Annotated in this window: 11 protein-coding genes, 1 tRNA gene and 1 pseudogene; 4 read left to right on the top strand and 9 right to left on the bottom strand. The window is 55.8% G+C overall.

Annotated features, from left to right (window positions below; translation table 11 throughout):
• Positions 1-54 precede the first annotated feature (54 nt).
• Positions 55-837 carry an alpha/beta hydrolase gene (locus tag IPJ12_05835; GenBank protein ID MBK7646678.1) on the bottom strand — a complete coding sequence of 261 codons (783 nt, stop codon included), beginning with the start codon at positions 835-837 and terminating at the stop codon, positions 55-57.
• A 6-nt stretch (positions 838-843) separates the two neighbouring features.
• Entirely contained in the window at positions 844-1,464 is a 621-nt protein-coding gene (locus IPJ12_05830; GenBank protein MBK7646677.1) for a hypothetical protein, read from the bottom strand.
• 112 nt (positions 1,465-1,576) lie between these two features.
• Here IPJ12_05830 and IPJ12_05825 point away from each other — a divergent pair, with 112 nt between their 5' ends.
• Positions 1,577-1,870: a helix-turn-helix transcriptional regulator gene (locus tag IPJ12_05825; GenBank protein MBK7646676.1), complete on the top strand. Its 294-nt coding sequence runs from the start codon at positions 1,577-1,579 to the stop codon at positions 1,868-1,870.
• Between the two features lie 16 nt (positions 1,871-1,886).
• On the opposite strand, the gene IPJ12_05820 is transcribed toward IPJ12_05825, so the two are convergent.
• From IPJ12_05820 to IPJ12_05805, 4 genes and pseudogenes are all read right to left on the bottom strand, one after another.
• On the bottom strand, positions 1,887-2,363 hold the full coding sequence (locus tag IPJ12_05820) for a hypothetical protein (protein ID MBK7646675.1): 477 nt from the start codon (positions 2,361-2,363) through the stop codon (positions 1,887-1,889).
• A gap of 77 nt (positions 2,364-2,440) precedes the next feature.
• Positions 2,441-3,183: pseudogene (locus IPJ12_05815) on the bottom strand (ATP-binding protein).
• Positions 3,173-4,678, bottom strand: coding sequence for an IS21 family transposase (locus tag IPJ12_05810; protein MBK7646674.1), 1,506 nt, complete (start codon positions 4,676-4,678; stop codon positions 3,173-3,175). The pseudogene IPJ12_05815 and the gene IPJ12_05810 overlap by 11 nt, the downstream one beginning before the upstream one ends.
• 178 nt (positions 4,679-4,856) lie before the next feature.
• Complete coding sequence (locus IPJ12_05805; GenBank protein MBK7646673.1) at positions 4,857-5,357, bottom strand: hypothetical protein; 501 nt, start codon at positions 5,355-5,357, stop codon at positions 4,857-4,859.
• Between the two features lie 383 nt (positions 5,358-5,740).
• Between IPJ12_05805 and IPJ12_05800 the strand changes: the two genes are divergently transcribed.
• Positions 5,741-5,816 (top strand) — tRNA-Thr (locus IPJ12_05800).
• 97 nt (positions 5,817-5,913) lie between these two features.
• Here the strand turns inward: IPJ12_05800 and IPJ12_05795 are convergent.
• The 3 genes from IPJ12_05795 to IPJ12_05785 all read right to left on the bottom strand — a co-directional run bounded on the left by IPJ12_05795 (position 5,914) and on the right by IPJ12_05785 (position 9,663).
• Positions 5,914-7,041, bottom strand: coding sequence for a hypothetical protein (locus tag IPJ12_05795; GenBank protein ID MBK7646672.1), 1,128 nt, complete (start codon positions 7,039-7,041; stop codon positions 5,914-5,916).
• A 74-nt stretch (positions 7,042-7,115) separates the two neighbouring features.
• Positions 7,116-8,297 carry a site-specific integrase gene (locus tag IPJ12_05790; protein ID MBK7646671.1) on the bottom strand — a complete coding sequence of 394 codons (1,182 nt, stop codon included), beginning with the start codon at positions 8,295-8,297 and terminating at the stop codon, positions 7,116-7,118.
• 400 nt (positions 8,298-8,697) lie between these two features.
• A complete protein-coding gene (locus tag IPJ12_05785) occupies positions 8,698-9,663 on the bottom strand; it encodes a diguanylate cyclase (protein ID MBK7646670.1) in 966 nt (321 codons plus the stop codon).
• Between the two features lie 224 nt (positions 9,664-9,887).
• On the opposite strand from IPJ12_05785, the gene cadA reads away from it, so the two are divergent.
• Both cadA and ccoS read left to right on the top strand, forming a co-directional pair.
• Complete coding sequence (cadA, locus tag IPJ12_05780; protein ID MBK7646669.1) at positions 9,888-12,326, top strand: cadmium-translocating P-type ATPase; 2,439 nt, start codon at positions 9,888-9,890, stop codon at positions 12,324-12,326.
• Positions 12,326-12,517, top strand: coding sequence for a cbb3-type cytochrome oxidase assembly protein CcoS (gene ccoS, locus IPJ12_05775; GenBank protein ID MBK7646668.1), 192 nt, complete (start codon positions 12,326-12,328; stop codon positions 12,515-12,517). The genes cadA and ccoS overlap by 1 nt, the downstream gene beginning before the upstream one ends.
• The last annotated feature ends 232 nt before the right edge of the window (positions 12,518-12,749 follow it).

Genomic DNA, 12,749 nt, shown 5'->3' with positions numbered 1-12,749 from the left:
AGTTCTTCTTCGGTCGCGTATAGCTATCTGATTCTTATGCGGGGCTCGTTACCATTACCGGACCGGCTGCTGGAGCCAGTTGCCAATGGTGGCAACCGCTTCCTGCTCCATCCCCACATAGCCGTGCCAATGCATCGCCGCGCAAACATCCCCGCTCGGATTCGCCCCACCATCGACCATGATTTCCTTCTTTACGGGCGCACTGGTCAGGCCGCGCAGGATGGCCGGTACTTCGTAGGGGCGACACAGCACGCATTCGTCCTTGCTGTGATGCAGTACCAGAACCGGAATCCGAATTGCTGCCAAGTCCTGCTTGGGAATCGCCCCCACCTTCTTGTAATTCACCACGCTGGAAGTCAGCACGAGGCCTGCCAGCCCCGTATCCTGCAAGTGGATGGCAGTTGCCGTGGCTGAGATCGTTCCCCGGCTGGTGCCGACTATCCAGACCGGCGCCGGGCTTTGCTTCTTCACAAAGTCGAGCACCAGCCGAACGTCCGTCATGTGGGTATCGCTGATTCGGTCGGCGTAATCGAGTTCTTCGGAATCATTGGGGCGCCCAAAGATGGCAACATTGAATCCGTTGGCCAGAAAGTACGGTGCCGAGCGCACCAGAAAATTATTCCCGGTTGCCCTGCCGTTTTCCACCTTGCCGAAACCGCCTCCGCCGCCGGGAAACAGGAACACCGTGGCTTTGGCGTTCTCCACCGACTCCCAGAACAGCGTCGTGGTCACACCTTCCCGCGTCGGCACCTTGAACAACATGCCTTCGGCAAAACTGTAGGCGCTGGTAACGAGACAAAGCAGGGTCACAATCGCAAGGGCAATCCGTTTGGGCATACCGATCTATTCCAGTTCGTTCATGACCTTGACCCGGCTATTGCCGTTGGCTGTGATGAGGTGAATGCATTCATCCCGTTTCAGTTTATCGGTGAAGCTGATGCGACGCGATCCGAAGTCACCATGCAAGAACAGTTTTTTGCCTGCTTGTCGGGTAATTTTCTGCACATCGGCCAGTGATACAGAGTCCATGGTTGTCAGTTGCCGGATGCCAGGCACGACCAGCAAGGTATCCATGATGTCCAGATTCTCGGAATTGGGCGGGAAGAATACCGCGCCTTGCTGATAATCAACCACGACACCCAAGAAGGCATAGGCCTGCAATTTGCCAACCCAGTTCAGCACCACCAGCCCGAGCGGCACCGTGAAAATCACTGACCAAGGCGCGTAGCGGTACAAAGAGTAGGTCGCCGCAAAATACCCGAACGCGAGAATGCTGCTGAACATCATTGCGGTCCAGTTACTTCCTAGGTCAAAGACCCGCCGCACATGTGAACCAGTCAGGTACTGCTTCTTGAGTTTAGCGTAGTGATACAGGGCAAATACGATGCCGACGGCGATGAACGGGATCAGCACGAATGTGAGACTTGCCTCTGCTTCTGCTTCTTTTTGTTTCTTGGTTGCCATGCTGGCACCTCCTAAGTTTGAAAACACTATGCGTTTGGTAAGTCGATGATTTTGCCATAAACAAACATATAGATTGTGTACGTATAGGTTGTGAATATCGAGACTTCGCAGCATGTCTCGTGTCATCGTCAACAAGCCCCAACCCCTCAAAGCTGAGTTCGCTGCAGAGCGCGATCAGGTGCAGGTTGTGTTTGGAAAACGCCTACGGACTTTGCGCTCGGAGCGCCAACTAACACTGGAAATGCTCGCTGAGCGGTCTGACTTGCACGAGAACTATGTCGGCGCGGTAGAGCGCGGTGAGCGCAATGTGAGCCTGTACAACATCTGGCGTTTGGCAAATGGCTTGGGCGTGGCGACCGCTGATCTGATGCAGGAATTGCCGCCCCGCAACAACGAACGCACCTGAACGATTTGGGCAGTCGTCAGGAATTTCCTGGTACTGCATCATCGGGAGCAACACCGGCGCTCTGCTCCAGTCGATGATATATGCCCGGTGGTGCCACTTCGATAGAGCCGTCCAGTTCAGGGTGATAGCGCAGGCAATATCGCAGCCCAGCAAGAAAGGACAACTCGATTTCCCAGCGATTCGCTGCACCGCAGGACGCAACGACCTGTAGTGACTCCAAAGCATCGCCAACAGCAGGCAGCAATAGCGCCCGCCATCCAAGCCAATGAGGCAGGCACGCCGCTATGGGTAGGAATGCGTTGAGTTCGTCGGCATCGCACAGGGTGACTCTGTACCCCAAGGACACGCTGCGGCCATCCAACAAGCCGTAATAGCTGCCCACTGGTTTGGAGCGGTAGCGCAGCGGCGAAGTCAGTATCAAGGCCTGCCGCTCGAAGACAAAGGCCACGCCCCCAAACAGCAAGGCCGCCCCCAATGCATCAGTTGGCGGCACTGGGGCTTGCCATGGCTCAAACTGTCAATCAGCGTCCAATAGTTTCCAGTTGTCAGCGTCCAAATTTTCCCAGTTGCTCAGTCTGATTTGACTGATTTTTTCCGCTGTTTGAAGCGGTAGGAATCGTTGCCGGTTTCGAGGATTTCGCAGTGATGCGTGATGCGGTCGAGCAAGGCCGTGGTCATTTTTGGATCGCCGAACACGGTCACCCATTCACCGAATGACAGGTTGGTTGTGATGATCAGCGAGGTCTTCTCATAGAGCTGGCTGATCAGATGAAACAGCAGCGCCCCACCCGACACCGGGAACGGCAAATAGCCAAGCTCATCGAGAATGACCGCATCAAACAGCACCAACTGTTTGGCCAAGGTGCCGCTCTTTCCCAGTAGTTTTCCCGCTCGAGTTGGTTTACCAGATCCACCGCATTGAAGAAACGCACCCGTTTTCGCTGATGGATGGCTGCAACACCGAGCGCAGTTGCCAGGTGGGTCTTCCCCGTCCCTGTGCCACCGACCAGAATCAGGTTGTGGGCGCTCTCCATGAAGGTGGCAGTTGCCAGTTGCTCAATCTGCGCCTGCGGCAGTGGCGTCTCTGTCCAGTCGATGCCCGTGAGATCGCGATGAATCGGGAAGCGTGCTGCTTTCATCTGGTAGCGCAGGCTGCGTACTTGCCGATCCGCCTGTTCAGCGTCAATCAAGCGATCCAGCCAGGCTTCCGGCTGCATCGGCCGGCGTGTGCCTTCTGCCAGCAACTCGGACCACGCGGCTGCCATGCCGTAGAGGTGCAGGGATTTCAGTTGGGCCAGTCGGTCAATGGACATACTGGCCTCCGCGCAGACGGTCATAACGACTGCAATCAGCCTGCGGTTCGACCTGCAAACGCAGTTGTTCCGGCAAACTGATCGCCTTGGGCTGCGGTGGCGCGGTCAGCCGCCTCAGTTCATTCATGACGACGGCCGCGGTAATCACGCCGCCATCCAGTGTCAATTCGCACGCCACTTGCAGGGCTTCCAGCCCGACTTCGCGAGCAGCCAGTAGCAGTTCTACAAAGGCCCGATCACCTTTCGGCTGCTTCAGCACACGATCTCGCACCAACTGAATCGGCACCGGCAAATCCCAGCCGATAAATGGGGCACCATTACGCAGCGACCCCGGCTTCTTCTCAAGTACCGGCAGGTAATGCCAGGGGTCGCAGATCAGTTGATCACGCCCGAATCGCCGTTCATGGTCGGCAATGACTTTGCTCTCCGCAACGATCCGTACCTTGTCGGCGTATAAACGCACCGAGACTACCTTGCCAGCAAAGTCGGCCGGCACGCTGTAGCGATTTCGCTCAACGCGGACCAGGCAGGTGCTGGAAACGCGCATCATCTGTTCGACGTAGCCATCGAAGGTGCTGGTGATAGCCCGCAGGCTGGGGCCTTCCTGAAGAAAGCAGTCAGCAATGGTGCGGGTCGTTTCGACCGGATGCTTGCGTTCCGCCAATTCCCGGCAGCGGGTGGCCAGCCAGTCGTTCAGCGCTGCAAAGCTCTCGAAGCGGGCTTTCGGCGTGAATAGCCATTCACGCACGTTGCCGACCTGGTTCTCGATTTGTCCTTTCTCCCAGCCGGAGGCTGGCGTGCAGGCCACCGGTTCGAACAGGTAGTGGTTGGCCAGCGCCATGAAGCGGCGATTGAAGTGCCTATCCTTGCCGACCAGAATGGTGTCGACCACCGTCTTCAGATTGTCGTAAATCAGGCGATTGGGCACGCCACCGAAGAAGGCAAAGGCGCGGTTGTGGGCATCAAGGACCATTTCCTGTGTTTCGCAGGGATAGGCGGCAACAAACATCTGTCGGCTGTAGGCGAGCCGGAAGTGCGCGACCTTGATGGTCAGCGCAGCGCCGCCGATCTCGACGTGTTCCTGGCTCCAGTCAAACTGGCAGGCGTCACCGGGGGCAAAGACCAGCGGGACGAAGGCTTCCTTGATCGTCGGCCTCGTTTGTGCCGACTTCCACTGCTTTACGAAGCGCTGAACGCTGTCGTAGGCGCCGCGATACCCCTCGGTCTGCAAGCCTTCAAAGAGTCGCTGGGCGGTGCGCCGTTGCCCCTTCGGAAGGTGGCGCTCGGTGACCAGCCAGCTTTCCAGTACCGATTGGAATGCACCCAGTTTCGGGGCTGCTTGTTGCTGACGAACGTGAACCGGTTCGACCTCGGTAGCCAGGTGCTTGCGCACCGTCGGACGGGATAGTTTCAGGTCACGCGCAATCGAGCTGATGCTCTCGCCGCTGACCCAATGACGACGCCGGATTTCGGCTATGACTTCCATGTTTAACACCCCAGATTCCCCGGCTAAAACGCCGGCAGGTTACACAACCCAGGGTGGCAACTTTTGGACGCTGATCACCCCGGAAATCTGGAAAGTTTTGCACGCTGTTTTACAGCTCAAACACCTGAACCGCAGCAAGCCGCTGACCGATCAACGCCGGGTAGGGCGTATTCGGTAGCCCCACGTGTCACTTGTCCGTCTTGGCGACGGTCTTGGCCATGGGGTGCACGCCGATGTACCAGGAGATGGGGAACCCCTTGATGTCGGTGCGGATTTGCTGAACCGCATCGACCCAATACGCCGGGTCAATGATGTACTCGACAGGTTGCTTGGCACCCGGTGGGGTTACACGGTTAAACAAGACATGCCTGCCGATTTCGGTGTCGACAGAATAGTCGACCATCGCAATTGCCGTATCCGGCAATGAAGCAAGGCCGGTGCTTGCCTTGAACACCGTGCCAACCCAGCCAAAGTGGGTGAGCAACTTGGCGATCAGGTCTTCGCCGATCCAGTAAGGGCCGTGTTTCGGATGTTTGAATTTGTCGATGGCAACCTGACGAACTTCGTCGATGGTCTTGCTGGCCAGCATGGCAATGCAAGCAAAGGCGCAATTGCAGTCGTCCGTCTGCTGAACTCGGGTGAATGCGGGTTTGAAAGAAGTGGTAGTGGTGTTGACAATGCTAGACATGGCGCTTCTCCAGATGAGTGGTTAAGAGAGCGCGTACGACAACACCAGCCCTGCCGAAATCGGGCGGATACATGATGAAAACTACCGGATATTGGTTGCCTCTGCTGCTTGGCAAAGGCTGGGGGCAGGTGTGCCGTGTGCGCTGCCTGCCGCCTGCTCAACGTGGCACAGCGGTGGCACAGTTAACGTACAACGGAGGCTCAAATAAGAGGTAGGAGCTGCTGACTTTGGCAGCCTGCACGATAAGGCAGCGCGGTCTAAAAATTCGTAGAGTGGTCCGAAGGAAGTCGTCTGCTCTCGCCCTCGCAACAACGGAATCCGCTATTCACAGGCAACAAATCCGGCTATAATCCGGCGCTCTGTTTGATTTGACAGACATGTGTGCCGCTGTAGCTCAGTTGGTAGAGCAGCGCATTCGTAATGCGAAGGTCGCCAGTTCGATTCCGGCCAGCGGCACCAAAAACCCAATAAAATCAGCATATTAAAAAGCCACCCTGCGTGGCTTTTTTGCTATCCATGCCTCTCGTGGCACAGATGGCACATTTTCCGCCAAGCATTATTCCAACTCTGGTTCGGTTTCAACAACTGGATTTTGTGAATGGACTAACCACATATAATTTGCGGAAATGTATGCTTTGGCTTCTGCAGCATAGGCATCTATCCGTTCGGCTCTTCCATGCAAATACTCAGTCCAATCGTCGGACAATGATGCTGCTTGTTGTGCACTTTGCGCACCTTTGGCTTTTAAGATGCGGAGAATTTCATTTCGGTTAGAAATTTTCGCCAAATGACACTCGGAAATCATCACATAGGCTTTTAGTCTATGCCCATCTGACGGACTTCCGGTTTTTCTCCCAGAAGTCATCGCAAGCCTCAGCCACAGACGTTTAATAGGAATAGCCACTAGCCCTATCCCTATCAACCATTCCTGATAGGCCAGTAAATGCATTCGCCACTTCTTTAACTGCCCCGAGGGCGGACGAGCCAAATTGACCGATATTTGTTTTACCAAATCGATCCGATTCTTGTTCACGTCATTTCCCAGTTTCTTCAGTAGGCTCTTCGAAGCCCGATGAAGATCGCAAAAAAGCGTTGTTCCATCTTGTAACGGAATGGCATCAAGCCACCTGTCGGCAGGTATGCATTCAAAACTCGACGCTTTCAAACCTGCTGTGCGAGAGAGCTTCGCGTATTGCTCAGCAAGAAAACTCACCGACGCAAGTTGACCGTCTATTGGCACGCGGCAATCGATAGAAAAAACAGCTTCTGCCGAGCGAAGCGGAATGGTTGCCTGCTGCCCTTTGACCCGAACTTCAACAATTTGTCTGGGGCGTGGCCGCTCGCTAAGAAGCCCGAAAAGACCATTCTGGATGCTAATGAAATTAGCATCCACGGTCCTTGGTAGGTCGACAGAAACAGCTCTCAATGGAGCAAACCAGGATTGCCCCTCTGGCAGCACTGGTAGAGAGTTCAAACTTGGGTCCAGCCAGGTGCTCAGGCCAAATCGATCTCGGCAATCACGTTCATCAACAAAAATTTTTCGAAGGTGATGCGCCTCATGAAATCGTGTTGAGCCGTTTTGTGAATCTTGGCTGGCTTGCTGCTTCTCAAGCGCATCGGAATACGCTTTTTGATAATCTTGATTGAGGCGAAGAAAGCGCCACGCCCACTCCTCGGGGGCCATTTTTCTTTCGTTGGACGACAATGCGAACGGAACCAATCCGGTCCCAACGGAAAGACTAAATTCAAACGAGTGAGTCATTTCTCGGTCCTCGTTGAGTCCAGAATCGCTTCATTGTCACCCGTGGCCGACAGCCGACTGGAACTCATCCGCACCATCAGCTTGGCAATATGCGCCTTGTTAAAGTGGGAGTAGCGTTTCACCATCTGGAGGCTTTTGTGCCCGAGGATTTCGGCGATTTCCGGAGCGGTGGCGCCAGCCATGGCCAGGTAACTGGCGGCAGTGTGCCGGAGATCATGGAACTTGAAGTCAGTCACTTTCGCCCGTTTCAGTGCCGTCTCCCACGCTTTGCGGATTTCAACCGGGGTTTCTGCGTCATCCTCGCTGGGAAACAGAAATGCTTCCCGCTTGACGTGGCCCATGTCCTGCTTGGCGTGCGAATTCCGCAGCACCTTGATCGCTGCGCAGGCATTCTTGACCAAGGGAACACCCCGAGGCTCTCCGTTCTTGGTCGTTTCCAGTAGGACCAAACCGATTTCATCTGCATCATCGAGAATCACGTTCGACCAGCGCAGATTCATGATTTCGCTGTAACGCATGCCCGTCGATAAGGCGGTGACCAGTATGGTGTGCAGATAGCGATTGGCCGAATTCTTGGCTGCCGCCAGCAGTCGCGTCAACTCATCCTCGGATAAATAGCGAATCCGCGCATTATTTACCTTGGGTTTGCTCACCCGAAGCATGGGCGACTCGGTTAGCCACTGCCATTCCTTGACTGCAATATTGAAGGCATGCGACAGGAGCGCCATGTAGCGAACGACGGTCGCCGGTTTGCGGTAACGGGCCGGCGTGTCCTCGTCGAGATCAGGCGTGGCCCGTCGACTTGGTAGCGGGGTTTGCAATAGCTCATCCCGGCACTTACCGATGGCGACGGGAGGGAGGTCCGCCAAGCTATAGGCGCCCAGCTTTTGAATCCACCAAGCGAGTTGTGGCCCTTGGGCTCTGACTTCTTTCGGCTTGAGCGGAATCAGGATTTCGTCGCGGTACTTCTCCAGCATCTCGCGCACGGTATGGCGTTGGGCCTCAACGCGCTGCATATAGCGGCCTGCACGAAGTTCAGACTCGGTATCAGTTGCCCAGCGTTTGGCGAGCGTCTTGGTATCAAAGGACTGGGTTTGCGGCGGGAAGCCCTTGATGCGAATCTGGACGTGATAGGACTTGTTGCCGTTTGCGTCGATGCGTTCACGAATGGTAGCCATCTTGCCCCCTAGTTTGCCGAGGACGTGGAGGCAACGTGAACCACGCTATTTGCCCTGGGTGCCCATGGATTGATGCGGGCATTGTGCCATGGCTGTGCCATGAAACAAAAAACGCGCTCAATGGCGCGTTTAACATATTGATTTACTGGGTATTTTACAACTTTGGCGAACATCATTACGAATGAACTGCTCTACCAACTGAGCTAAAGCGGCACACGTCTGTCAAATCAAACAGAGCCTCAAATTATAACCGGATAGTTCGGGCCTGTGAATAGCGGTCGTGCGCTTCCGGTATCGGGCCAGGCGCTGATTTCAGGTGTTTTTGTGGCAATACGTGGGGACAGTCAATTTTGGTGGCATGTCTACGGTCAACCGGAAAAAACGCCGGAAAACCAAATTTTCAGAACGCCTGTTCCTGATTGAGGGCGACACGGTTGCGCCCCGCATTTTTTGCAGCATACAGGCCAAGGTCGGCGGTTCTTAATAGTTGCTGCGGCATTTTGTCGGTGCTCGGACGTGTGCTGGCCACGCCGAAGCTGCATGATATTCGACCGTCTATGCCGCGTTCGTGGGGAATGCAGAGGTCGCGCGCCGATTGCCGCATGCGTTCGGCAACCGCGTAGGCACCGCTGGCATCGGTGCCCGGCAGAATGGCGACGAATTCTTCGCCACCGTAACGGGCGACCGTATCTTCCACGCGGAACAGGGATTCGCTGAGTGAACCGGCTACCGCCTTGAGGCAAACGTCGCCCGCCTGGTGGCCGTAGATGTCATTGAACTGTTTGAAGTAATCGACGTCGCTGATGACGATGCTCAATGGTGTGTCATTGCGCAGGCAGCGTTTCCATTCAACGGAAAGTGTGTCTTCGAAATGCCGGCGGTTGGGTATGCCGGTCAGACTGTCGAGGCTGGCTATTTCCTTGAGTTGTCGGTGGACGTCACAAATTTCCTGCTGTCGGGTCGAAATGCGCAGCATGGCTTGCGCTTTCGCGAGTAATACAACCTCGGAAACCGGCTTGCACAGAAAGTCGTCACCGCCAGCCTGAATGCCATGGGTCAGCGTATTTTCGTCGGTGACCGAGGAGAGGAAGACGATCGGTGTCCAGGGCGAAATGCCCGCTTCGTTTCGTGATTGTTCCCAGGCGCGGATTTTCTGGGTCAGCGCGATGCCACCGGTGCCATGCAGTGTGGTGTCGAGCAATACTAGACTGGGCCGGGTTTCCTTGAAGATTTGCAGGGCGTGTTCGCTATCGCCGGTTGCTATAGTCCGGACGTCCGGTAATTGACGCAGGCACTCACAGATCAACGCACGATTGCTGGCCGAGGGATCGACGACGAGGATGCGTGGTTTTGTATTGTCTGGCATGGGTGGGGAGGGATGTCGCGTGGCTCGTGCGGTCGATGCTCTGGTCATGATAGCACTGGCCAGCCGGTGGCAGGATGATCGGCTTGTTACGACAGCGTAGCAAGAGTTATTCGGCGCTCGTTCATTCTGCATTGTCCCGGAGGGGTAAGCGGCAAGTGGTAAATAATCTATACTTCTGCTCCGCCCTTGATCCAAAAGGCACTTCGCTGCCTTTTTCCATTCGTATGCCCCATGCCAACTGTTATCACTGCGGCCTGCCTGTTCCGGATGACGTCGATCTCCCGGTAATGGTCGCTGGTGAGTTGCGGGCCATGTGTTGTATCGGCTGCCAGGCGGTGGCTCAATCCATTGTTGATAATGGATTGGCAGACTATTACCGTAGCCGCGATGCGCTACCCGAGTCGCCACGCGAAGCGCTGCCGGCAATTCTCGACCAATTGGCCCTTTTCGACCATGTCGATTTTCAGAAAAGCTTCGTCAAGGAACTGGGGCAAAACGAGCGGGAGGCTTCGTTGTTGCTCGAAGGTATTACATGCGCCGCCTGTATCTGGCTGAACGAACAGCATGTCGGCAGATTGCCGGGGGTGACAGCGGTCAATATCAACTACACGACTCGCCGGGCGCGGGTTCGTTGGGATGAGTCGCGGATCAAACTGTCCGATATCCTCGGCGCCATCGCGGCCATCGGCTATCGCGCCTACCCGTACGATGCCGCCAAAAACGAGGAAATTTCGAACAAGGAGCGACGTGATGCCCTGTGGCGGCTATGGGTGGCCGGCTTTGGCATGATGCAGGTCATGATGTACGCCTTTCCGGTGTACATCGCCAATGGCGATATGTCACCAGATATTGAGAGCCTGATGCGCTGGGCCTCCTGTTTCCTGACTATCCCGGTTATTTTTTATTCGTCCGCGCCGTTTTTTCGTCATGCTTGGCGTGACATCAAGTTGCGGCGTGTCGGCATGGATGTGCCCGTGGCGCTTGGGGTTGGCGCCGCCTTTGTCGCCAGTTGCTGGGCAACATTGAACCAGTCGGGGGAGGTTTATTTCGACTCGGTCACCATGTTCGTTTTCTTCCTGCTCGGCGGCCGCTATCTCGAAATGACAGCGCGGCAGAAGGCGCTCGGCGTGACTGAGGCGCTTGCCCGGTTGTTACCGGCATTTTCTCAAAAAATGCCGAATTTTCCGGTTGACCGTAGCGTCGAGCAGTGTGTCGTTGCGGATCTGCGGCAGGGTGATTTTGTGCTTGTCCGAGCGGGCGAGATCGTGCCCGCCGATGGTCGTGTCATCGAGGGGATCAGTTCCGCCAACGAGGCCTTGCTGACGGGCGAGAGCAAGCCGGTCTCCAAGGCACCTGGCGAGGTGGTCACTGGTGGTTCGATCAACGCCGAAAGCCCGCTGGTCGTGCAAGTCGAGCAGGTTGGTGAGGGAACGCGACTGTCGGCCATCATTCAGCTGATGGAGCGGGCGGCGGCAGAGAAACCCAAAATTGTCGTTGTCGCCGACCGTATCGCCAGCTATTTCGTCGCCACTTTGCTGGTGGTTGCGATTCTGGTAGCCGTTGGTTGGTATATCGTTGATCCGTCCAAAGCGTTGTGGATCACCGTTTCCGTCTTGGTGGTGACTTGCCCGTGTGCGCTTTCGCTGGCTACGCCAATTGCGCTAACGGTTGCGGCGGGGGCGCTGGCCAAGGATGGGTTGCTGGTGACGCGTGGTCATGCCATCGAAACCCTGGCACGGGCGACACATTTTGTTTTCGACAAGACCGGTACTTTGACCACAGGGCGCATGCATCTGGTTGATGTGCTTCCCGTGCTTGGGCACAACAAGGAGGATTGCCTGGCCATTGCAGCAGCCTTGGAGCATGCCTCCGAGCACCCGGTTGCAACTGCATTGCGTCAAGCGGCTGGCGACCGGTTGCCGGAAACCTCTGCTGCGCTCAGTGAGCCGGGGCAGGGGATCGAGGCTGTGGTGGCAGGGCGTCGCTGCCGGATCGGGCGCCCTGATTATGCGTTGGGTCTGAGTGACGGAAAAATGCCGGATGCTGCGCTCGAGTGGATGGAAAGTGGCGATACCGTCGTGGTTCTGGGTGATGAGTCAGGCTGCCTGGCTTTGTTTCGAGTTGGTGATACGGTTCGCAAAGAGGCGGCTGTATTGATTGCAGAGCTCCGCGCTGCCGGAAAAAAAGTAATTTTGCTCACGGGGGATGCGCCTGCGGTTGCTCGTCGTGTCGCTGAGTTGCTTGGAATCGAAGATGTTCGGGCGGGCGTTACGCCGCAGGGGAAGTACGATTGTGTGAGCACCCTGCAAGTACAGGGCGCTGTGGTCGCAATGCTAGGCGATGGCGTCAACGACGCGCCTGTGCTGGCTCAGGCTCAGGTGTCGATTGCCATGGGGGGCGGCGCCCAGCTGGCCAGAACACAGGCAGATTTTATTCTGCTCTCCGAAAATCTGGATCATCTTCGCTACGGTCTGCGCCGCGCCCGGAAAACGTTGCAAGTGATTCGACAGAATCTCTGGTGGTCCTTCGCGTACAATTTTGTAGCCCTGCCATTGGCGATAGCGGGTTTTGTAAGCCCTTGGATTGCCGGTGTCGGCATGTCGGCCAGTTCGCTGCTGGTGGTGCTAAATTCACTGCGCATACAGCGCTTGGAGACAGATTGATGGAAAGTATATATCTGTTGATTCCTGTTTCAGTGGTTCTGGTGTTCGGGATCGCTGTGGCCTTTTGGTGGTCCGTTCGCAGTGGTCAGTTTGATGATCTTGAGGGACCTGGTTTTCGAATTTTGATGGATGAGGATCTACCCCCTGCGCCCGCTGATCAGGCGGAAACCGACAAATCAGAGAAAGTTTGACCTGCGTCAACGCCCTGCGGTTGGCTGTTGTGCAGAATTTAGTCATTGTGAGGCGTAGGGGCTTTGCTGCAAATCTCTGTTGGGGTTGGGGTGCGTTACGACGCACCCTTTTTTTGTTCACTTTTCGGCCGTATGGTGTGGTGAAGTCGTTACACCATGCGGACTAGTTATGCTTAGATAATCGGTAGGTTGATCTAGGTCAAAACGTCCATGCTGATCTAGAATACCATCG

It is taken from the genome of Betaproteobacteria bacterium (assembly GCA_016709965.1).
Classification (GTDB): Bacteria; Pseudomonadota; Gammaproteobacteria; order Burkholderiales; family Rhodocyclaceae; genus Azonexus; species Azonexus amarohabitans.
This window is presented reverse-complemented; position numbering and strand designations above follow the sequence as displayed.